A 24,480-nucleotide genomic window follows, 5' to 3' on the forward strand; every position below is an offset into this window, starting at 1 on the left:
ATACAATATGAGAAAATTAAGTATGGATGAGCTTAACAGAGTCAGTGCTGAAGAGTTCAAAAATCAGAAAAAAAATAATATTGCTGTTGTTCTTGATAATATCAGAAGCCTTAATAATGTAGGTTCTGCCTTTAGAACAGGTGATGCTTTTGCTATTGAAAAAGTGGTTTTATGTGGCATTACAGGCAAACCGCCACATCGTGACATTCATAAAACTGCGTTAGGAGCTCAAGACACGGTCACTTGGGAGCATTTTGACGATACAGTCCAAGCTATTAAAAGTTTAAAAAAAGAAGGGTATAAAATCATCGCGGTTGAACAAGTAGAAGGTTCTACCTCTCTTCAAGACTTTCAAACTACTCCAGATGAAAAAGTTGCTCTTATTTTCGGAAACGAGGTAATGGGAGTAAGTCAAGAAGCTATTGAAGCATCGGATATTGCATTGGAAATTCCTCAGTTTGGTACGAAGCACTCATTAAATGTTTCTGTTACCTTAGGGGTTGTATTGTGGCAAGTATTACAGCAGAAATTAAGCTAGTACCTGACCAATAGAATAAGCTATTTATTTTGCTCTCACTTTACAAATAACAAAGTAAACGCAAAATAAATAGCTTTTTATTTTTTTATTAGATTGAGATAACTAAATTGTACTTCGAAAAAGAACAAAACTAATTATTAATTTTAAAAGCTTGGTGTATAGTATAATAAATCAATTATTTAAACATTAAACTGACTTCTCAACTCAAGCTAAAACTCTTTTAATTATTTAAATTTCAATGAAAAAGCTAACTTATGCATTAACTTTAATGCTGGCAATTGCTATGTCTTGTACCTTGAACAAGCAACAAGAAGAAGCTATTCAACCAATTAACGAAAAAGAATCTTCTAATCTTAGAATTTCTGAGACCTATTGTAATATTCAACAGGGACTTGGTATCATCAAACAAGGATATCATACTAATTTTAGTATGGTTACTTCTGGTATTGGCGGTCCACTATCATATAGATGGACGGTTATAGGCGGTGTAATCACTGGCTCTACAACTGGAAGTTCAATTACTGTAAAAGTAAATTCTAAATCTACAAAATTGATTGTAAGATGTATTGTCGAGGGAGACGTTCCATGTGGAGATGAAAAAACATTTAATGTTGAATCTTCTGGCGGTAACGATGGAAATCCTTTCATCAATGTCAACTTAACAATCAATGAATTAATTTCTCCATGTTATCCAATGGGTCATCCATATGCGAGATATGAATACTCCGGTTCTGTACCATCTGGCACATCAGTATCTTGGTCAGTAAATACAGGTGTAATTATGTTAGCTTCTGGTGACCAATGTCATGTGAAACCAACTTCTGTAGGCGGTATGACTGTCAAGGTTACGTTAAGCAAAAATGGATATACAAAAACTTTCAGCAAAAATACATATACTCAAAGTTGCTCAGGAGGGGACCCTTTTCCTATAAAGTAAAAACTTCATAGTTCTTTTTCAAGATAAAAGGTTCGGTTTGAGTTGAGACAAACCGAACCTTTTTTATAAAGAAACCACTCCGGTTTAAAGAGTGGTTTTGCTAGTTATTAGATAAGACTAGATTATACATTACAAATCAAATACAATTCTAAATAATTGTAAATGCAATTTAATCATTTTTCTGTAACGAAAAAAAGGTATAGGGTAATATCATTTTACCTTATACCTTTTTATATTATTAGTAGGCACATCTATCAAAATGTGGATAGATACTTGGATCTACTAAATTACGGGTAGACACGTAGGTCTACCCCTACAAATTATTCCCACTCAATAGTTGCTGGTGGCTTAGAGCTGATATCATATACCACTCTGTTTACACCTTTTACTCTATTGATGATATTGTTACTGATTTCTGCTAAAAACTCATAAGGTAAGTGTACCCAGTCTGCAGTCATACCATCCAAAGATGATACTGCTCTAAGTGCTACTACTTTTTCATAAGTTCTTTCATCACCCATCACACCTACAGACTGTACAGGAAGAAGCATTGCACCTGCTTGCCAGACATCATCGTATAAGCCATGGTCTTTTAAACCTTGGATGAAGATATGATCTACCTCTTGAAGGATTTCTACCTTTTCAGCAGTAACGTCACCTAATATACGAATACCAAGACCTGGACCTGGGAAAGGATGACGGCCTAAGATTTCTTGAGGGATGTTTAATGCTTTACCTACCAAACGTACTTCATCTTTGAATAAAGTGTTTAATGGCTCCACTACTTTCAATTTCATGTAGTCAGGAAGTCCACCTACGTTGTGGTGAGATTTGATTGTTGCTGAAGGTCCTTTTACAGATACCGACTCAATTACGTCTGGGTAAATAGTACCTTGACCTAACCATTTTGCATTCTCTACTTTTTTAGATTCTTCTTCGAAAACGTCAACGAAAACTTTACCAATCGCTTTTCTCTTTGCTTCCGGATCTGTTTTTCCTTCTAATTCAGCATAGAATTTATCTTTAGAATTTACGCCTTTTACATTAAGACCTAAACCATGGTAAGATTTTAATACTGATTCGAATTCATTTTTACGAAGTAAACCGTTGTCAACAAAAATACAATATAAGTTTTCACCAATTGCTTTGTGAAGTAATACTGCAGCCACTGAAGAGTCAACACCTCCAGATAAACCAAGAATTACTCTATCATCACCTAACTGCTCTTTTAAAGACGCTACAGTAGCATCAACAAAAGACTCAGGTGTCCAGCTTTGGTCACAACCACAAACACCTACTACAAAGTCTTGTAACATGAATTTACCATCCTTTGAGTGTGTTACTTCTGGGTGGAATTGTAAACCAAATGTATCTTCTCCAATGATTCTGAAAGCAGCTACAGGGATACTGTTTGTGCTTGCAATTACTTTAAAAGTAGAAGGAAGGTTAAGAATTGTATCGCCGTGTGACATCCAAACTTGAGTGTCATTAGGAATACCTTTCATCATTGGGCTAGTGTGATCAATGAAGTCAAGGTTTGCACGACCGTACTCACGGTGCTCTGAACGTGCTACAGTTCCTCCATTTTGGTGAGCTAACATTTGAGCTCCGAAACATACACCTAATAAAGGCATTTTACCTCTAATGTCAGAAACATCAAAGTTAGGTGCATCATCTTCTAAAACTGAGTGTGGGCTACCCGAAAGGATGACACCTTTATACTCAGAGTGATCAATCTTTGGTTCGTGATTGTAAGGGAAAATCTCACAATAAACATTTAACTCTCTGATGCGTCTAGCAATCAATTGAGTATACTGAGAACCGAAGTCGTAAATTAGGATCTTGTCCATAATAAAGGTTGTATTCAGAGATTATTTTTTGATCGTGCAAAGATGCTGTTTTTTATTGAGAAAGTGACAAGTAGGTTAATTTTTTTTATTTTAATTAAGTGAAAAACAAAAGTCCAGCTTCAAATTAATAACTGATTATCCTTCACACCTCCCAAAAAAGAGCATTTCATTTATCCTCTAGTTTTTGAGCTAACTCTTTCTAAAACTCCCTCTTTACAATAAAAAAGGAGACCTTGGAATTAAAGATAATCTTTCCCCAAAGTCTCCTAAATATTTAAACTAACTATTAATTGTACTTAATAGAAATTTAGTCATTTTGTACAATCTCCTTGTTTTGATCAATTTCAGATTGAGGTATCTGAAGAAGCCAATCTTTATGACCTGCTGGTAAAGTCATCACATCAGCTAATGTTTCATTGTGACCACCCTCAGTTCTGTCAAGGGCTTCATTTTTACGTAATAAATCCGTCAATCTGTGACCTTCACCCCATAATTCTATTCTTCTTTGCATAGAAATTTCGTTTAATAACGCTTGTCCAGTCAATGAAGATACTGAAGTTGAAGGATCTCTTGTTACTACTAATTCTTGTAATAACATTGAAGCTTCTGAATTTTGACCTAACATTGCTTTCGCTTCTGCCTCAATTAACAACATTTCTTCAGCTCTCATCAATACATAATCGCTATCCCATGATCCTGGGTTTGTAGCTCTATATTTAAAGAACATGTAAGCAAACGTACTCAAAGAATAATTAGCATAAGCATTACCTTCTTCTAATTCTTCTGGAGATAAGATCAATCCTTTACGAACGTCTGTGTCTGCAAGGTGAGCATATAATTTTTTATTGATTAATTTTTGCTGCCCTAAAGTAGCATAATTAAAAAATGTATTATCAATATGTGAAAAATAAGATGCGTATCCAGTTGCTTGATCAGATTGAACAGACATACCCCATAACCAACCATTTCCTCGGCCAGATCTATCGAATCCATAAGTGACATCAGCAAATGACACTCCGTTTCTTGCGATAGCGGCATGTTCAGCTGCTTTAGTCCAATCGTTCATTACCAAATAAACTCTAGCTAAAAACCCGTTAATTACTTTTGAGTCAATTTCACTATTATTTGATTGGTTATATCCTGATAAGTACGAATTTGCCAATGTTAAATCCGCTAAGATTTGATCATACACCTCTTGAACAGTTGCTCTCCCTTTTGGAGCTGAGTCTCCACCAGATGGTTCAGTATAAATTACTACACCAGGTTTAGCTTCATTTCCTTTATAAGAAAACTGAAATAACTGTACTAATTTAAAGTATGCATGTGCTCTAATACCTAATGCTTGTCCTCTATAAACCAATAGATCTTCACTTGCATCTTCAGGAATCCCACTAATTATTTCATTTGCTGAATTAATCAATCCATAATAGTATCTCCAAACAAAACTTGGTCGACGATCTGAAGCAATTCTACTTTGAAGATTATAATCAGAATTAAACCAACCATATCCACTGTTAGCTGGAAACAGGTCTTCACCTCTTAAATCTGAGTACAAATGAACTGCAGTTTCACCAAACTTATCATGGTTATAGGCACCTGTTTCTGTTAATTTGGTATCATACATTTGTCTGTAAATACCGTTCATTGCAATCGAACCTCCTTCAGGGGAACTCAGAACTTGCTCTTTTGTAATCGAATCAGTAGGTTGAACTTCTAAAAACTGTTCAGAACAACCAACTGATACTACTGTTGCTAAAGCAACAACAGATTTTAATATCGTTTTTTTCATTTGAAAGTCTATCTTTTATATGCTTAAATCAATACCGAAAGAAATTGTTCTCACCGGAACATAACCATAGCTTGTATTACCATTTCTTGCAGGATTAATAAATAATCCTTGACGCTCATTAGTATACCAAATGTTATCAGCAGTGACATAAGCTCTCAATGAACCAATCTTTAATTTAGATGCTAAGTTGTTTGAAAGAGTATAACCTAAAGTCATATTTCTGATACCAAAGTAAGTAGCATCTGTTAAGAATCTTGATGACGGTCTGTTTAGGTCGTTATTATTATGTTCTAAACGAGGTACATCTGTGATATCACCCTCTTGTCTCCAAGCTCTTTCATAAGCATCTCTATGAAGTGCACTACCTGGATCAAAGTTCATTAATCTTGCATAAGTAGCATCATAGATTTTTCCTCCTTTTGAGAAGATCATCAACATTGAGAAATCAAAACCTTTATAATAAAGTGAGTTTGTTATCGATCCTTGGAAGTCAGGAATAGAAGATTCCATTCTTTTTCTTGAATCTTTTTGTGCATCGTTATAAACAGATGTTGTGAAACGCTCTCCTGTTGGGTTACCTTCATCATCTAATTCATTTTGCCAATATAACTCGTCACCAGTACTAGGATCAACACCTGCACTTTCAACTAAATAAAAATCAAAGATTGAAGCTCCTTCCTCGATGTATTTATTACCCATTACGAAAGGCTCAATACCATTCAAGTTCGTAATTTCGTTGTTAACTTTACTCCAGATGAATCCTACATTCCAGTTAAAGTCAGCTTTCTTAATCACATCTACATTTAATGAAACCTCAATACCTTTGTTTGTTAATTCACCAATGTTAGTAGTAATAAAGTCATAACCTAATGAACCATTCAACGGTTTATCCATGATTAAGTCATCAGACTTTTTGACATAGTATTCAACTGTACCGTTAACTCTATTTAATAAAGTAAAGTCAACTGCTATATTTGAATTAATGTTCTTCTCCCATTGTAAATTTCTATTACCTAAGGCTTCTAAGTTACCTCCAGAGATAGCACCGTTAGCTTGACCAGACAAACTATATACTGACTGCCAAGGGTAGTAATTTTGAGTATTATCAGATTTTAGAATACTTTCATTACCTAAAACACCATGAGATCCTCTTAACTTCAATTCGTTAAGCCATGAGATATTTTTCATGAAATCTTCTTGAGAAATTCTCCATGAAGCACCTAAAGAATAGAATGTACCCCATCTAGATTCAGGAGCAAAACGAGAAGTTCCATCTCTTCTTAATGAACCAGAGATAAAGTACTTTTGATCGTAATTATACTCCACTCTACCAAAATACGACTGAATTGAGTGATCTAAAACATACGAGTTTAAATCTTCAGTATTACTTGCAGCACCTAATTCTAATAAACCACTAACAGGGAAACCAGTTCTTGTACCTGTCATGTAATCATAACTATATTTATATGCCTCGTGTCCTAGAGTAACGTTAATACTATGATTATCAAATGCTTTTTGGTAATTCAATACTTGGTTGAAAGTGTAAGAAGTATTTATTGCAGTACTCTTTGTTGATCTACCTCCAGATGTCACAGCATCTCCATACTCACTATTTTGATTTTCTAAACTTGACGCTGCATAAATATCAGTTGAAATGTTAGTCGTAAACTTAAAGTCTTTCAAAAATGTAATTTGAGCAAAACCTCTTGCACCAACACTATGTCTGTTTGTCTGATTGTAATCTAGATTTGTTGTTGCCACAATGTTAGAGTTAGGACCATATGGTCTTACAGCTCCATTATATTCACCAGCACCAAAATCAAATACTTTTGCACCATCTTCATAAACAATATTTCCATTGTCATCTCTCAAATATACAGGGTAGATAGGACCAATCATTCTACTAGAGAAGAATGGGTTTGAAGTCGCTGTACCAGTTGCACCCATGAACTTTGATTCAGTATATCCATAGTTTAGGTTAGCACCTAATTTGAACCAAGAAGATACATCAGAATTAACTTTCAAACGAGTTGTAATCTTTTCAAAACCTGAATTATCAACAATACCTTCTTCATTTAAGTAACCTAATGAAATAAAGTAATCTGATTTTTCATTCGCTCCACTAATCGCTAAGTTGTACTCATCTCTAGCTCCATTACCAAATAACTCATCTTGAAAATCATCATTATAAATCAATTGAGCATTAGGATTAATTTTTCCATCAATACCAACAACTTGATCAGATGGTACATTATAAGCATTGTAACCTCCTAAGATACCATTTCCTCCTGCACCGTCTTGTAAAGTATAATCATAAATTAGATTTCTACTTGCAAAAGCTCTAGCATCTTCGTCTGATTCTCCATTTGAGATTCTTGAGTTTTTCAATCCCTCAAACATTGCCTCATAATATTCTGGAGCGTTCACTCTGTCATATTCTTTAAATGCTCTTTGAGAAACACCTTTTCTTACAGACAAATCTACTTTAGGCTTAGATGATTTACCATTCTTCGTAGTAATCATGATTACACCGTTAGTTGCTCTTGAACCATAGATTGCAGTACCAGAAGCATCTTTTAATACAGAGTAAGATGCAATATCTTTAGGGTTGATAGCATTTAAATTACCATCATAAGGAGCTCCATCAACAATAATCAACGGGTCATTAGAGTGATTTAATGATGAGAAACCTCTAATATTGATTGAAGGATTAGAACCTGGTTGACCTGACACACCAGTCATCTGTAAACCAGGAACAGAACCTTCTAGTGCTGCTAATGGTGTAGATGTTTGGATATTTTCAATTTGTTCAGAATCAACAGTAGTCGCAGATCCCGTAAATGAAGTTTTTTCAGTTGTACCATAACCGATTACTACAACTTCACTCAACTGTTCTACATCTTCTTGTAATGTGATTGAGATTGCTGATTGAGTTCCTACTTGAACTTCTTGAGTTTTATAACCTACTAGTTTAAATACTAAAGTTGGGTTACTTACTGTTGTGATCAAACGGTAAGCTCCGTCCATGCCAGTTACAGTACCTTGAGTAGTACCTTTCACAACAACAGCTACACCTGGTAAAGTCTCCCCTGCAGGATCTTTTATTACACCAGACACTGTTCTCTCCTGTGCTAAAGCAGCAAAAACTACTGACAGCATAAGAGACACTAATAATAGTGCTTTTTTCATAATAAATTAATTGAATTGGAACTTAAAAATCAGTCCTAGACCTGATTGAGAGTCAAAAAAATGGACTGTTTATTTTCTTTTTGAAATAATGGAAATTGATTTTTAAAATTTACGGTTTTATCAGTTGAACAAATAAAAAAGTAAGTTTGATCATAGTATAAAATTAGTTATTAAATAAATTGAAATTGGAATGTAGATTAATTTGAAAATTAGGACATTTCCTAATTACTATGTCGCTAAGGTATAACAATAACTTTTTATTTCTAAATATATGTTATAAAAATATTTATGTTTTTTAACAAAACAATCTAATAACTCAAATTTATTTATAAGAATATTACAACAAATACATCTTAAATTAACAACATAGATAAAAATTATACAATTTTAATAAATAGATTATTTTATTGTTATTTTTTTTCAAAACAAAAAGAGGTGATCTCAAAATGAGACCACCTCGTTCAATTTATAAGGAAGAATCCACTTCCAATTTCAATTATTTTCGAATTATTGATTTACCGGAGTAGGAGTAAATACATCTACTACTTCTGGAGTATTAGGGTTTGTATTAATTTCTACTTGAGGGTAAATAAATCTTAGAGGAATTTGAGTTCCACTTGTTGGAGTAACATTCACTCTTACATCTGTTTCCTTGAAGGTTCTTCTCAAATCTGTGAAACCGTCAATTAAACCTACACTAGCAATGTATTTTTCTGCTAAAATCTCGCGAATGTATGCTCTATCTTCAGCGATATTATCAGTGTTTAATATACCTCCATTTTGGAAATCTGCTGCATCATAAGCATCATACTGCATACCAACTAGCACTGCATTTGCATCATCTTCATCTACTTCTTCACCTGTTACTGAACTAGCAAAATATGATTGGTAAGCACTTGATAAGTAACCACCTGATGCCATAAATGCTCTGTATTCATTAATAGCTGCTAAACTTGCTGGCAAATCACCTGTTCTAGCCGCTGACTCTGCTTTTATAAGAAGAGTTAAGTAGTACGTAGCAATAGGGAATTCTCTTGAAGCTCCAAAGAAACCACTAGTGTTCAAATTACCACCACTATATAAATAATCTTTAATGTGCTTATAATTTGTCTTAGCATTGTTCTTGTCGTCGATAAAGCCTAATGCAAATGCATCTGATGCACTCATATAACCCGCTCTATGAACTCTTTGGAAAGCATAATAAGTATTTTGATCTACATCTCTTGAAGTTCCATGCTGTAGTGCAATCTCTTCGTCAACAGAAGTAATACCTTCTTCTGCGAAATCTAATGCATCTTGATAGTTTTTCTGAGATAAAGCAATTCTTGCTTTAATAGAATAGATACCTTTTACATTGAAATTCAATAACTCTTCACCAATAAAACCTTGATTTGAATTAAGGTCCTCAATAGCCTCTGAAAGCATTTCCTGTGTCATTGTATACACATCAGCTTGAGCATCATATTTAGGGGTTGGGATATTTTCAAAATCTCCAACTTCTGTTGCAGGAACATCACCCCATAAGTCTGCAGAAAGACTTAAACCTAAAGCAATGATCACTTTACAGTGACCAGCTAAGATTCTGTTACCTGATTCTTCAGCATCTGCTAATACTAATTTCGCATTTGTAATAGCACTAGTATACAAGTTACCCCAAGGACTATCAAAATCAGCAGCAGTAGCATTGTAAAGACCTAAACCAATATACTGACGATCAGAACCTGTAAAGTAACCTGACCACATACCTGCTAAACGAGCCATTTCTCCTTCATGTACAAACCCAAGGGCTAATTGTGAAGATGGCATTACCAACTCTGAAGGAGCTTCCAAAGGGTCGTTTGGACTTACCGACTCTCCTTCAACTAAAGACTGACAAGAGAAAGTTCCTACTAAACTTGCCGCTATTAGAATATTTTTAAATATATTTTTCATATTAAAATATGATTTTTTCTTCTTAATTTTTTTAATGATATGGTCTAGTGACCACTACATTTAATTACCAGTTAAATGCAGCACTGAATACAAATGATCTTGTGTTAGGGTTATTGAAGTAATCTAAACCACGACCATTAGATACACCTGTTAAGTTAGTTTCAGGGTCAATTCCTGAGTAATCTGTCCAAAGGAATAAGTTACGTCCTGTTACTGCTAAATCAATTGATGATACCTTGATAGCTTTTTTCAATGCTGGCATTCTTAATGAATAGCTAAGTGTTAACTCTCTTAAACGAGTCCAAGTTGCATCCTCAACAAATTGCTCTCCTACTGGTCCAAAACCACCACCTGTAGAGGTATACCACTCTTCTGTTAAAGCAACTGGTCCTGCTCCAAAGTCTCTTACTAAACCTCTGAATGTTTCTCCTGAAGCAATAGATCCACCTCCAAAAGTTTTCAACTCAGATGGAGCTACGCTTTCAACTGCTGTTCTTGAAGAACGACCAAAGTGATCCAATACTCCATTTGTACCATTCCAGATATCGCCACCTTGTGAGTGCTCAAATAATGCATATAGTCTGAAACCTTTGTATGCTACAGTAAGGCCTAAACCACCTCTCCACTCTGGGTTAGGGTCACCAATGATACCTTCTTCTAATCCTTGTTGAGGGAAACCATTGTCGTCTAAGTCATAAGAACCATCTTCGTTTCTTGCAAACTTACCACCCCAAAGAACACCTAGAGGTTGTCCTTCAACTGCTCTTGACGAAGTACCTGTAAAACCATTTAATAGGATTGATTTTGTACCTTTCAAGTCTGTTACTTGGTTTCTGATTCTAGTCCAGTTTACATCTAATGCTACTCTCCAGTCTGCATTTCTGATGATGTCATAACCTAAATCAATCTCTAAACCTTTGTTTTCAATAGTAGCAGCATTACCATATTGCCCAGTGTAACCCGCTGCTGGAGAAAGTTCAGTTGCGAAAAGAACATCTTTCGTTTCGTTTTGGAAATACGTAACACCTAAACGACCTTTATCAGCTAAGAATCTTAAATCTGTACCAACTTCCCATTCTGTTTTAATCTCAGGCTTCAATGAAGTGCTACCACCTTCGTCATCTCTTACGTATCCTCCACCGTAACCAGACATGTTTACAATAGGTCCCCATGATTCATTAAACACAGCAGATTCATAGTAAGTTCTAGATCTGTAAGGTGATGGCTGAACACCCACTTGGCCAATTGATGCTCTTAATTTTGCGAATGATAAAGCACCTGAAGCATCATTAACTAACTGATAAGCCACATCTGCAGAAGGATAGTAATATACTGAATTTGCATCAGCACCATAAGTCGAAGCAGCTTCACCTCTTAATGTACCATTTACAAATAACTTATCTTTGTAAGCAAAGTTAGCAGTACCATACATTGCCGCAATCTTAATAGTACGGTAGAAGTTGAAAGGCGTCTTATTTTCAGCAGTTGCATTATCAAAGTTTGGAGGAGCAGTAGGAATAATAAATGAATTCATTTCTGCTTCACGTCTTTGATAATCTCTTTGGTTATAGTTGAAACCTACAATACCAGTAAACATGATATCTTCAGTTAATTTTCTTTGAACTCTTGCAATTAAGTCAGTATTAAACTGCATCTCAGAGATATTATCCTCATAGTAGTATCCACTTAAGTAATTTGCAGAATTAGGAGGGAAATATGTAGATCTTTGATCACTGTAATAATCAATACCAGTTCTCCAAGTAATGTCGATCCAAGTTGCTGGTAATAATTGTGCTTCAACTGTACCAATAAAACGGTCTACTTGTGAAGGGTTCTTTTGATTATTTGTAGTCCAGTTAGGGTTGTTGTAAATTGGATCAAAACCATAGTTACTACCAGCCCATAATAACGGTCCGTATGGAGCTCTATATGCTCTATGAACATTTGAAATTGGAACTGCATTTGGATCGTAACCGTTATTTGTTACTTGACCAGGGTTATAATTGTAAATTGTTCCTTCATAAGCACTGTTATCAAAATCTGCTGGAGTTCTTAATAAACCTAACATTAAACCTGCTAAGTTTGATCCTTTTTGAACTCTTTCCGAAGCCGTTCTTGTATATGATAATGTATTTGTTAATTTAAATTTCTCGCCAAATCTCTTCATTGAGTTCAATCTAGCTGTAGTTCTGTCATAAGATGAATTTTTGATTACACCATTTTGACGCATATCTGATACTGAGAACATATAGCTACTATTTCTATCTCCACCAGAAATTGACAAGCTATTTTCCCAGTAAGAACCTGTTCCAAAAACTTGATCCCAGTTTGCATCATCATAAGTCGCTAATGAATTATTTTTATTGATAGGATAAATAGTTTGACCATCGTTAGATACAAAGTATACTTGATCTGTAATTAATTCATTTGCCTCACCTGATCTATCAGCAATTTTATCACCCCATGATCCTGCCGATGAAGCTGAGTTAGCGTAGGTTACACCAACACCACCTGATCCTTGACCATAAATTTGTTGTGTATCATGTCTTTTGTTGATTTGGTCAATTGAATAAGATGTTCTGTATTGAACATTTACTTTTTTACCTGAGTTAGATCCTTTTTTCGTTGTAATAACGATTACACCGTTCGCTGCTCTTGAACCCCATAAAGCTGCTGCAGAAGCACCTTTAAGAATTTGCATTGTTTCAATGTCGTTAGGGTTAATATCATTCATACGTGATTGCTGAGATACACCGTCTACACCATCACCTACACTTGAGTTGTTAATTGGCATACCATCCACTACTACAAGTGGCTGTAAGTTACCTGATATAGTAGATTGTCCACGAATCTGGATGTATGAACCGGCACCAGGATCACCAGAAGATCTAACGATATTCACACCAGAAGCTTTACCTGCCATACTGTTAATCAAGCTTGACTCTCCTGATTCAACTAAACTCTCAGCAGCAATTTTTGATGGTGCTGATCCAAGTTGATCTCTGTTTTCTTCAAAACCTAATGCAGAAACAACAACTTCGTCTAATTGCTTCAAATCTTCTTGCATTGAAATTGAAATCTCTGATTCAGTACCTACAGCTTGTTCAACTTCTTCAAAGCCTACTAGTTTGAATACTAAGACTGCATTAGCACCTGAAACTGCTAATCTATACTGACCTTGAACATTAGAAACAGTACCTGTAGATGTACCTTTAAGAATTACAGCAACCCCAGGAAGAGGTTCACCGTTAGCGTCATTGATAACGCCCGATACAGTTCTCTCTTGAGCAAGCGTAGCAAAAGCCATACTCATTAAGAGAGAAAGAAGCATAATTGCTTTTTTCATAGTTAAAATAAATTGAATTGGAACTTAAAGTTTAAATATGGTCAGGTTTAGTCCAAAAACCCTCCCTAAAAAATTCTGCTGTTAATTATAATTGGTAGCAAAAAATATATCTTTTTTTTGTATTAAAATTTAATCCTTATAAAATAAATCGGTAGCAATATTTTGATTGCATCATATCATAGTTACACCTCAAATGTAATAGAAAGATTTTTAATTTGTAAATATTCACTATTAAAATTTTAACTTTTATTTTCATTTAATCGAAAACAAGTTCTACCTCTTCTTAGTTACATGCAATTAAGACATGACAAATCAACACATTAACTAAAAATAAATCAATTACATATTTTTTTTGTTAACGTTAAAATATTAACAGTGTGAAATGAAAAAGTTTAGATAAATCTATTGACTATGTAGTGCTCTGCATAATATTTCATATACAAAATAAGCCCAATGGAAAACAATTCCATTGGGCTTATTCTTTTATTTAGACCTAAATTATAGTTCCAACCTTTTAGGTTGTGCTCTATGTTTTAGACATAAGCTTAACGCGAACCACCGGCCCACCATACTTTCTCTGTAAATACAAATTGACCGTCTCCTTGTGCCTCACTTACGTTTGGATTATTACTAACATCACCAACACCATAAGTATAGCGTAATGGGAACATTCCAGGAGCTGGGTGCTGTAAATTAATGTATGATGTTTCACCCATTGCTTCAAGACGTCTCATGTCGTTATAAGCCTCTAAAGATTCAGCTTGATAGAATGCTAAATATTTCTCTTTCATGATACGGTCGATATCGAAATTAGAAATAGATGTAATATAGTCTTCTACATCATCTGTTTTTGAAGCTTTAAATGCTGCTCTGATAGCATCTTTAGCCGCTTCTTCACCACTTCCTGCAGCCATTCTTTCTTTAGCTTCAGCCTCTAAGAATTTCACTTCATGATAACTTAACATGTATGAAGGCTGAGTTGCATCAAGGAAATAAGATGACACTCCGTATTTATTATAAGCTGGAGTTGCATCAGTCATTCCATTAGGTGCAAAATATAATTTACCATATTCAGGACTTGAACTAGGAACGTATACATTTGGAATAAAGAATTGAGCAATTCTAGGATCATTATCATCCATATTATCTCTTAAACTTTGAGATGCACCATAATATGCTCTTACGTTTAAGAATAAAAAGTTAGGATTATGTGATGTTGACCCATTGTATTCAAACCTAGCCTCTTCATTAGCACTTGTGAATGATAATGCTACCTCATCTAATACATCTTGATATGAATGCTCTGAAGGATTAATAAATGACAACCTCATATGAGCTCTAGCCTTTAACCCGTGAGCTAACTTGATCCATGCATCAATAGATGCTTCTGGATTAGCTCTAGAATTTAAACGGTCATATAATACATCTTGTGAACCAGGAGCTGAAGCTTGACCTTCAAATGTATTATCCTTGTTAAGATTAACAATTGCTTCATCTAAGATATTGAAGATATCATCATAGATTTGAGCTTGCTTATCTAACTTTGGAGTCATATAATTCTTGTAATCAGATGCTTCTGTAAATGGCACATCTCCACATACATCTGTCAATACAGAAATATAGTATGCTCTCATTACTAAAGCTCTACCTAACATATGGTAGTTACCTGCTTCTCTTCCTCCTTCAGAACAGTGCTCAATAATATCAGCAATATCTCTCAAGCCTGTGTAAGCATGTACCCATGCATTGTTATAAGTAGATGTTTGAGTGATTTGTCCTACTCTTGTCTCTGCATTATAGAATTGACCATCAATACCTACTTGATGCTCTACGTATAATGCTGCGTACATACCAAAGTCACCACTAGATACAGAAGACGCTGCTCTACTAATTACATCTGTCAATACAAAAGAAGTTGGTACCTCAGTTGGATTGTTGGGGTTCTTATTGATCTCATCCATAATCTTGTCACTACAAGATGTCATAGATGAGAAAGCCAATGAACCTACTGCTATATATTTTAAATACTTTTTGATCATGTTAATAAAATTAGAAAGTTAAATCTACACCGAAACCGAAACTAGATGTGTTAGGCATTGAGAATCTTTCAAATGCACCACCCATGTTGTTGTTACCTTGAGAAGATTCAGGGTCAAAGTTTGGTAATTCAGTCCACAATAAGATATTTCTAGCAAATGCTGATAAGCGAACATCTGTAGTACCTTTGATTAATTTCTTAGGGAATCTATATCCTAAAGAAAGTTCTCTTAATTTTAAGAAAGAGTTATTGTAAATCGCAGCTTCATCGATATTACCTTCTGCTCCATAATATCTATCAAAGTAAGCGTTTGGATCATCTACACCACCTCTTTGAATATCATTTGGAGTACCATCTTCCTTAAAGCCAGGCATAACAAATGGTGTTTCTCTATCTTCCGTTTCTGCACTTACACCGTAAAGGTTTAACAAGTTGTTTGTACCATGATACATTTGGCCACCATTTTTCCAATCAAATACTGCTGCTAAATTCCAGTTTTTATAACGTAAATTCGTATTGAAACCTAAGATAAAGTCAGGTGTGATATCACCAATGATACCATCAGGTCCTTGCATTGGCATACCATACTGAGAGTTCTTGTTACCATTAATAAATTCTCTTTCATCAACAAGAATTCTACCTTGGTCATCTCTAGCATAAGTAGAACCGAAGATTACTGGGTATGCATAACCAATACCTGCTCTAACTTGAGGAGTTACGAAACCACCTAAGAAAATAGACTCTACACCTGGTGCTAACTCATCAACAACAGAAGTAACCTTAGAGAAGTTCACCATTACATCCCAAGTAAAATCCTTTGTTTGAACTGGTACTAATGTTAATGTTAATTCGTGTGCATCTGTATGTAATTTACCACCGTTAGTAAGTAAACTATTGTAACCTGTAGATGCTGCCAATGGAACTGGGAAGATCTGATCTGTTACATTTTGACGTGAATATGTATAGCTTAAGCTAATACGGTCATTGAAGAACCCTACATCTGCACCAAGCTCATATGACACTGTATTTTGAGGCTTCAAGTTTTCATCATAAATTCTTGAGTTTCTAGTATAAGCATTTACTCCACCCATTGGATAATTGATTGGGTAAGTTCCTGACCACCAACCTCCAGAATACGTAGGCTTTGAATAGAAATCTTCGTAGTAATCTCCTGCTTGACCTACTTGTGCAAATGAACCTCTTAACTTCAACAATGATAAGTGATCAGATGATTTAAGGAAATCCATTTCGCTTAACACCCAGCTAAGAGATACTGATGGGTAGAAGAAAGATCTTGCACCTGAAGGCATTGTTGATACATAATCATTACGACCTGTAACAGTAGCAAAAAGGTAATCGTCATACGATAATGAAGCACTACCAAAAAAACCAACAGTTCTTGTATTTCTTTGATTCTCATTTGCAGTTTGAACAATTGAGTTGTCAATATGCTTCCATCCACCAAAGTTAAAACCTACACCAACTTGGTCATATGTTTTTCTTCTTGTGTCGTTGATCTCATTACCTAAAATTGCCGAGAATTTCACTTTATCAGAAATATCCCATGAGTAATTTACTGTTAATAATGAGTTGATCGTATTATTTGTAATACCATAGTTATTAATTCTACCAGCATCATTTTTACTACCTAGTTCAAAAACATCTTGATAATGCGTAGTATAAGAATCAACACCTAATTGGTATTTTACTCTAACATTCATATTATCTCTTAAACTCTCTTCATACTGTAGGTAAGTATTACCGTAGAAACGTTGTGTCTTCTCATTAAACACGTTATTTTCCATTGCCCAATATGGGTTATCGAAAGTTAAACTTCTATAGTAAATCTGAGAATAAGGATCAGAAGGTAAGCTAGATGGAATACCTTTCAAGTCATAAGAAGTTGGAGCTGCATATACACCTGCTAAAGCGGCATCGTTACCTGCTGATAATTTATCAATTTCACTTTGTACAAAGTTTGCTGAAACACCAGTACTAAAGTTATCATTGATTGTACCATCAAATCTACCTTTAACATTCCAACGATCCATACCTGTAGAAGGTGCAATACCTTGCTGAGTAGTGTTTGATAAACCAATGCTATAGTTAGCAGATTCAGTAGCTTGACTGATATTTGCACTAGTATTTACTGTATGACCTGTTTGGAAATAATCACCAAAGTTATCATAAGCTTGAGGTGTAACCCATGGATCTAAACCTGCTTGTGCTCTTTGAGGTACATAGTATTTACCTGGGTGACCTTGGTGGTTACCTCCATAACCTGTTCCGTTTGGACCAGTAGGCTTATCAGGGTTATTATTAATATCATTTGGTAAGTCTGAAATCTTTGGACCCCATCCTAACGAAGTACCTGGATCAAATGCTCCTCCTGCACCTTGAGCGTATGTATTTTGGTACTGAGGCTTTCTTGATACTGTTTCAAAACTTGTGAAGTTTGAAACTTTAACAACTGGCTTTCCTTTATTTCCTTTACCACTTTTTGTAGTAATAATGATTACACCATTTGATGCTCTAATACCATATAAGGCTGCCGCTGCTTGACCTTTCAAGATGTTGATTGACTCTATATCATTAGGGTCAATATCCACTGCTCTGTTTGCAATGTCTGCACCTGTAACTGAATTACCAGTCGAGAAATCAGGGTTAGATGAAATTGGCATACCATCAATTACATATAATGGAGCGTTATTTCCTGTAAATGATCTAGCACCACGAATGTTAATTTGAGCTGACGCACCTGGAGCACCTGATGAAGGTTTGATATCAACACCTGTAACTTTACCTTGTAATGCACCTGCTAAACCAGGATTACCTGTTTGCTGTAAAGTTTCTGTTTGTACTTCTTGGAAAGCATAACCTAAAGATTTTTTGTCAGATTCTTGGCCTAAAGCAGTTACAACTACCTCGTCCAATTGCTCAGCATCTTGCTCTAGCGCAATGTCAACAACTGATTGTTGTCCAACTGCTACTTCTTGAGTAGAATAACCTACAAAACTAAAAACTAAAGTCGCATCGTCTCCAATGGTGATGTGGTACTTACCATCTAGGTCTGTGATAGTACCTTTAGTTGTGCCTTTTAATAATACTGTAACACCCGGAAGTGGTTCACCTCCTTCAGTAACCACACCTGAAACGGTACGGTCCTGTGCAAAAGTACTTACAATTGTCATCAACGTAAGTACTATCAATGATAGAAGTCGTTTGTTCATAAATAAATTAATAAAATTAAGCTTAAGGTTAGTAGTATCCGTTTTAAACAGATTAATAATTGAAATGGAAGTCTAAAAAACGTTTAATACTAAGTTTTGATTGATTTTTAAATACCTCTTTGGTCTAGTCTTAAAAAAGGGTAATATTTAAAAATTTAACCTTTGTTTGTATTGCAATATCTAATTTTTAACTCTTCTGTTTTTAATATTTTCAGTTAATGCTTTCAAATATTAAATTAATTGATATTTAAAAATCTGAAATTCAATTAATTAAAAATTAACAAAATCACCTATAACGTATTATTTATACAATTTCATAACATTGATTAATAGATACTATTTTATAGCATAATAACACTGTTTATTCTATGTTATATTTAGCAATTCACGTAATAGAAATATTTTATCCTGTACAAATGTTATTTCACTACTTTTTTAATCTGAAATACCATTTTATGATTTACTTGTCATACATTAAACTATAAGCCTCTTCTATTGTCTAAATATTAGAGGAGGGATGAAATAGGAAATGACAAAAAAATAAGCCCAACAGAAAACATCTGTTAGACTTATTTTTATTGTTTTTGTTCTACTGTTTGAGATTAGCGACTACCACCAGCCCACCATACATTTTCTGAATAAACGTATTGACCATCACCTAGGGCATCTCTTACATTTTGATTATTATTTACATCATCAGCACCGTAAGTCATTCTTAAAGGAAATTTTGCTGGCTGAGGATTTAAGAAAGTAACATACGCCGGAACAGTACCTCCATTCATTGCTTTCAATCTTCTGTAATCATTATAGGCTTCTAATGATTCTGAGATATACTGAGAAATGTACTTCTCTTTCATCACATAATCGATATCAAACGTTTTATTCCCCTCAATATATGTGATGTAAGTATCAATATCTGCTTGAGCAATACTTGCTGACGCTAATGCCGCTCTTACTGCTGCAACAGTAGCTGTTTGAATTTCAGCAGCACTTCCATTATTTCTAGCGGTTGCTTCTGCAATCAAGAACAGCAACTCATGATAACTCATAATAAAAGTATTTTCTGTTCTATTATTAAAATAACTTGATATGCCATATACGCCTTGTATTTGATCAATATCGCCATTTGGAGCGAACTCAAGTCTTTCATCTGCGGGGTCATTTTTCGGATAAGGAATAAAGTAATTGGCAATTCTAGGGTCATTATCATCCATATTATTACGCATACTTTGACTAGATCCATAATAATCCCTTTGAGTATACATTAGATAATAAGGGTTATAAGATGTTGAACCATTATAGGTAGACTTTGCTTCTTCGTCTGCAGATGTGAAAGATTTGGCAGCATGAGCAAGGACATCAGCATAATTTGGTGTTTTATGAGATAAACGCATCGTAAATCGTGCTTTTAATCCCCAAGCTAGTTTTACCCAAGCCTGTCTCCATGAAACTTGATCATTTCCATTTGATGAGGTTGGTCTAAGGCTACCATAAATCATATCATGAACTCCTATTGCATCATAATTACCATCATTGTCCTTCTCAAGATTAGCAATACCTTCATCCAATAATGAAAAGATATCCGTATAAATTGCTTCTTGCTTGTCTAATTCTGGTCTTAGGAAATTAACAGGATCGAGAGCTTGTGACCAAGGTATATCACCACACATATCTGTCACAACAGATAGGTTGTAAGCCATTAAAATCTGAGCTACACCTAGTGTATGATTATTTCCTACCTCTACACCTCCTTCTGAACATTTAGTAATTACATCTTTTAAGTTTCTCATGGCCTGATAAGACCCCACCCAAGCGGAGTTGTAAGTTGTAGCTTGAGTTAGAGATGCATCCAATCTAATTTCTGCTTGATGGAACTGATTAAAAACACCTACTTGATGCTCGATAAAAAGAGAAGCATAAAAAGCATAATCACCATTGGCTACTCTCACTAGAGAAGCGTTCATTGCATCAGTTATTACAAACTGCGAAGGCGTATCGAGAGGGTTATTGGGATTTCTATTTATTTCATCCAACACATCTTCTGAACAAGATGCCAAGGAGATCATTACTCCAATCAGGAGCAATTTTATATATTTAAATTTTTCCATTTTTCTTGTTAAGATTTTAGATTAGAAAGTGATATCAACACCGAAACCAAAACTGTTTGTATTTGGCATAGAGAATCTTTCAAAAGATCCACCCATATTGTTATTACCTTGAGATGATTCAGGGTCAAAGTTTGGTAATTCCGTCCATAGTAAAATATTTCTAGCAAATACAGACAAACCAATACTAGTTGTACCTTTGATGATTTTATTAGGGAATTTATAACCTAACGAAAGCTCTCTTAGTTTCACGAAAGAGTTGTCATAGATATAAGCCTCATCAATATTACCTTCAACATTATCCCATCTTCTTTGGTAAGCACCTGTATCAGACTCACCACCTCTTTGAATGTCATTTGGTGAACCATCTGCTTTTTCACCTGGATATACAAATGGATTCGTTCTATCAGCAGTAACTTCACTTACACCGTAAAGATTGATCAGACCGTTTGAACCAGAATACATTTGACCTCCTTGTTTCCATTCAAAAGTGGCACCCAAAGACCATGTTTTGTAATTCAAGTTGGTACCAAAACCAAGAATAAAGTCTGGAGTTACATCACCGATAATTTTTGCAGGTCCAGCCATTGGTAAACCATAATCAGCAGAATTTGGATCTTCATTGACTAAGATTCCTCCGTTTGGCCCTCTTTGGAAACTACTACCATAAATTACAGGGAAAGCGTACCCTGCCGCTGCTCTTACTTGTGGTGTAGTGAAACCACCTAAGAAGATACTTTCTACACCGTCGGCTAACTCGTCTACCTTACTGATGATTCTTGAATAATTGACATTCACCGACCAAGTCCAATCTTGCGTTTGTACAGGGATTACATTTAAAGTAACCTCATGTGCGTTGGTTGTAATTTTACCACCATTGGTCTCTAACTCTTCAAAACCAGTAGAAGCTGTAAGAGGCACCGCAAAAATCTGATCGGTTACATTTTGTCTCGAATAAGTATATGAAAGAGTAATTCTATCATTAAAGAAACCTAAGTCAGCACCCAACTCATAAGAGGCTGTATTTTGTGGTTTCAGATTTGGGTCAAATAATTTAGCATTCTGAGTATAAGAGTTTACGTTGGCTCCATTGATCGCTAAAGGATAACTGATAGGGAATGGACCTGAACCAAACCATCCACCACCATAGGTTGGCAAAGCATAAAAGTTTTCAAAATACTCGCCTGCTTGTCCTACTTGTGCCCATGATGCTCTCAGTTTTAATAATGATACTTTATCAGCACTATCCATAAAGTCCATTTCACTTAATACCAAACTACCCGATATAGAAGGATAGAAGAAGTTTCTGTTGTTTCTAGGCATTGTAGAAACATAATCTGTACGTCCTGTAGCTGTCAGATAAAGTAGACTCTTGTAAGAGTAAGAAACACTTGCAAAGAAACCTACTGTACGTGTTCTTCTTTGTTCTTCTTGTGCAGTGATCACTTTAGTGTTTTCAATATGTCTCCATCCTCCGAAGTTGAACTGCTGACCATCTTGAGTATACGTTTTCTTTCTTGTATCATTGACTTCATTACCAATAATGGCCGTCAAGTTATTGTCTGTATTGATTTTCCAATTCAAATTCACTGTTGTCAATGAATTCAAAATGTTGTTGGTAACACCTCTATTGGTAATTTTACCTTCAGCACCTCTATGACCATATTCAAATATATCTTGGAAGTGCGTAGTATAGGTATCCACACCCAATTGGTATTTTACTCTGATATCTAAATCTTCTGTAATATCAGTTTCATACTGTACGTAAGCATTACCAAAGAAACGGTCCGTTCTATCATTAAACACATTGTTATTAGCAGCCCAATAGGGGTTATCAAATGTCTGAGAACGGTAATAAATTTGTTGATAAGGATTGTCAGGGTTTGCAAATGGAATACCTTTCAAATCATAAGAAGTTGGTGCTGCATAAACACCTGCAAGTGCCGCATCGTTACCTGCTGATAATTTATCAATATCTGTATTCACATAATTGGCCGAAACCCCTACTGAGAAGTAGTTGTTGACTGTTGCATCAAACTTACCTTTTGCATTCCATCTGTTCATACCTGTAGATGGTGCTACACCGTTTTGAGTTGTATTACCCAAACCAATACTGTAGTTCGCATTTTCTGTAGACTGGCTTACGCTAATTGACGTATTTACTGTAGAACCAGTTCGGAAATAATCTCCAAAATTATCATACGTATTAGGCTCTACCCAAGGATCCAAACCAGCAGCTTCTCTTTGTGCTACAAAATATTTCCCTGGCTGCCCTTGATTGTTACCTCCTACATTTGGATCATCAGGTAATTCAGACATTGGAATACCCCAAGCTTGCGAACTATTCGAAACGTAGTTTCCACCAGTACCTTGTGAGTAAGCTGTTTGGTATTCGGGTTTACGAGAAACGGTCTCCCAGCTGGTAAAATTGTTTATTCTCACTACCGGCTTACCCATTTTATTGCCCTTACCACTTTTGGTTTTGATGATAATTACACCATTCGATGCTCTAATACCATAAAGTGCCGCTGCTGCTTGTCCTTTCAAAATATTGATACTCTCAATATCGTTAGGATCAATATCAACAGCTCTATTTGAGATATCACTACCTGTTACGGAACTACCTGTACTGAAATCGGGGTTTGAACTAATAGGCATACCATCAATTACATATAGAGGTGCGTTATTACCTGTAAAAGATCTTGCACCCCTAATGTTGATTTGAGTTGAAGCTCCAGGCATACCTGAAGAGGGTTTAATATCTACACCTGAGATTTTACCTTGCATTGATCCAGCTAATCCAGGGTTACCTGTTCTTTGCAGATCTTCTGTTGCAACTTCCTGTACAGCATAACCAAGTGATTTTTTATCTTGTGTTTGCCCCATTGCAGTGACTACAACTTCATCTAATTCTTCGGCATCTACTTCCAGAGGCACATCAATTACTGATTGAGTACCAACTGCTATTTCTTGTGAAGAGTAGCCTATGAAACTAAAGATTAAGACATCGTCATTACCAACGTCAAGGGTGAATTTTCCATCAAGGTTAGTGATTGTACCTTTCGAGGTTCCTTTTACCACTACTGTTACACCTGGTAAAGGTTCTCCTCCGTCAGAAACAGTACCCGTCACGGTACGCTCTTGACCGTATGCTCCTACAAAACTAATTGTAATCGCTACTAAGAGTAAAAGTATTTTTTTCATAAAAATTTAGAAGAAATAATTGAGCTTTGAGTGGAGTAAAATGAAATAGCATTTAACTAATTAACTTGAACAAATGAAAACGGGGTATTTTAGGTTATTATTTTAATCCAAGGTAATGCATCATTCTGCGGCATCACCACGATTAAGAGATAGATATCTAACGCGAATAGGATTGAAAAGAAAAGATTTAACCCCAATCATACTTGTCTTTCTACTTCAAGATTGAGAGGAAAGTACCACGACAAGCTATTGAACGGATAATTTCAGCCTACTTCAGAAACAGGAGCGAATGATTGTTGATATATTCTGAGTGCATTTTCAT

At 35.3% G+C, this 24,480-nt stretch carries 11 protein-coding genes; 2 read left to right on the forward strand and 9 right to left on the reverse strand.

The window, feature by feature from the left end; translation table 11 throughout:
* The first annotated feature begins 7 nt into the window (after nucleotides 1–7).
* Complete coding sequence (locus tag IC221_RS22300; RefSeq protein ID WP_188171071.1) at nucleotides 8–538, forward strand: RNA methyltransferase; 531 nt, start codon at nucleotides 8–10, stop codon at nucleotides 536–538.
* 238 nt (nucleotides 539–776) lie between these two features.
* Entirely contained in the window at nucleotides 777–1,475 is a 699-nt protein-coding gene (locus IC221_RS22305) for a hypothetical protein (RefSeq protein ID WP_188171072.1), read from the forward strand.
* Nucleotides 1,476–1,795: 320 nt separating this feature from the next.
* Here the strand turns inward: IC221_RS22305 and guaA are convergent, their stop codons facing one another.
* The 9 genes from guaA to IC221_RS22350 all read right to left on the reverse strand — a co-directional run bounded on the left by guaA (nucleotide 1,796) and on the right by IC221_RS22350 (nucleotide 24,158).
* Nucleotides 1,796–3,328, reverse strand: a complete 1,533-nt coding sequence (gene guaA / locus IC221_RS22310) for a glutamine-hydrolyzing GMP synthase (protein ID WP_188171090.1) — start codon at nucleotides 3,326–3,328, stop codon at nucleotides 1,796–1,798.
* Between the two features lie 304 nt (nucleotides 3,329–3,632).
* The gene (locus IC221_RS22315) at nucleotides 3,633–5,114 is read right to left on the reverse strand and encodes a RagB/SusD family nutrient uptake outer membrane protein (RefSeq protein ID WP_188171073.1); all 1,482 of its coding nucleotides are present in this window, start codon (nucleotides 5,112–5,114) and stop codon (nucleotides 3,633–3,635) included.
* A gap of 15 nt (nucleotides 5,115–5,129) precedes the next feature.
* Nucleotides 5,130–8,303 carry a TonB-dependent receptor gene (locus IC221_RS22320; protein WP_188171074.1) on the reverse strand — a complete coding sequence of 1,058 codons (3,174 nt, stop codon included), beginning with the start codon at nucleotides 8,301–8,303 and terminating at the stop codon, nucleotides 5,130–5,132.
* Between the two features lie 507 nt (nucleotides 8,304–8,810).
* The gene (locus IC221_RS22325) at nucleotides 8,811–10,235 is read right to left on the reverse strand and encodes a SusD/RagB family nutrient-binding outer membrane lipoprotein (RefSeq protein WP_188171075.1); all 1,425 of its coding nucleotides are present in this window, start codon (nucleotides 10,233–10,235) and stop codon (nucleotides 8,811–8,813) included.
* A 64-nt stretch (nucleotides 10,236–10,299) separates the two neighbouring features.
* The gene (locus tag IC221_RS22330) at nucleotides 10,300–13,581 is read right to left on the reverse strand and encodes a SusC/RagA family TonB-linked outer membrane protein (RefSeq protein WP_188171076.1); all 3,282 of its coding nucleotides are present in this window, start codon (nucleotides 13,579–13,581) and stop codon (nucleotides 10,300–10,302) included.
* 545 nt (nucleotides 13,582–14,126) lie between these two features.
* On the reverse strand, nucleotides 14,127–15,620 hold the full coding sequence (locus IC221_RS22335; protein WP_188171077.1) for a SusD/RagB family nutrient-binding outer membrane lipoprotein: 1,494 nt from the start codon (nucleotides 15,618–15,620) through the stop codon (nucleotides 14,127–14,129).
* A gap of 10 nt (nucleotides 15,621–15,630) precedes the next feature.
* Nucleotides 15,631–18,849 (reverse strand): SusC/RagA family TonB-linked outer membrane protein, encoded by a 3,219-nt coding sequence (locus tag IC221_RS22340; RefSeq protein ID WP_188171078.1) that lies wholly within the window; start codon nucleotides 18,847–18,849, stop codon nucleotides 15,631–15,633.
* Between the two features lie 602 nt (nucleotides 18,850–19,451).
* Complete coding sequence (locus IC221_RS22345; RefSeq protein WP_188171079.1) at nucleotides 19,452–20,957, reverse strand: SusD/RagB family nutrient-binding outer membrane lipoprotein; 1,506 nt, start codon at nucleotides 20,955–20,957, stop codon at nucleotides 19,452–19,454.
* Nucleotides 20,958–20,978: 21 nt separating this feature from the next.
* Nucleotides 20,979–24,158 carry a SusC/RagA family TonB-linked outer membrane protein gene (locus IC221_RS22350; RefSeq protein ID WP_188171080.1) on the reverse strand — a complete coding sequence of 1,060 codons (3,180 nt, stop codon included), beginning with the start codon at nucleotides 24,156–24,158 and terminating at the stop codon, nucleotides 20,979–20,981.
* Nucleotides 24,159–24,480 lie beyond the last annotated feature (322 nt).

It is taken from the genome of Flammeovirga sp. EKP202 (genome assembly GCF_014534745.1).
In the GTDB taxonomy this organism is placed as follows: Bacteria; Bacteroidota; Bacteroidia; order Cytophagales; family Flammeovirgaceae; genus Flammeovirga.

Excerpts from the sequence above, each read along its gene's own strand:
- IC221_RS22320 (WP_188171074.1), bottom strand. The coding sequence starts at position 8,303 with ATGAAAAAAGCACTATTATTAGTGTCTCTTATGCTGTCAGTAGTTTTT.
- IC221_RS22330 (WP_188171076.1), bottom strand. The coding sequence starts at position 13,581 with ATGAAAAAAGCAATTATGCTTCTTTCTCTCTTAATGAGTATGGCTTTT.
- IC221_RS22300 (WP_188171071.1), top strand. The coding sequence starts at position 8 with ATGAGAAAATTAAGTATGGATGAGCTTAACAGAGTCAGTGCTGAAGAG.
- IC221_RS22350 (WP_188171080.1), bottom strand. The coding sequence starts at position 24,158 with ATGAAAAAAATACTTTTACTCTTAGTAGCGATTACAATTAGTTTTGTA.
- IC221_RS22305 (WP_188171072.1), top strand. The coding sequence starts at position 777 with ATGAAAAAGCTAACTTATGCATTAACTTTAATGCTGGCAATTGCTATG.
- IC221_RS22325 (WP_188171075.1), bottom strand. The coding sequence starts at position 10,235 with ATGAAAAATATATTTAAAAATATTCTAATAGCGGCAAGTTTAGTAGGA.
- IC221_RS22335 (WP_188171077.1), bottom strand. The coding sequence starts at position 15,620 with ATGATCAAAAAGTATTTAAAATATATAGCAGTAGGTTCATTGGCTTTC.
- IC221_RS22340 (WP_188171078.1), bottom strand. The coding sequence starts at position 18,849 with ATGAACAAACGACTTCTATCATTGATAGTACTTACGTTGATGACAATT.
- IC221_RS22315 (WP_188171073.1), bottom strand. The coding sequence starts at position 5,114 with ATGAAAAAAACGATATTAAAATCTGTTGTTGCTTTAGCAACAGTAGTA.
- IC221_RS22345 (WP_188171079.1), bottom strand. The coding sequence starts at position 20,957 with ATGGAAAAATTTAAATATATAAAATTGCTCCTGATTGGAGTAATGATC.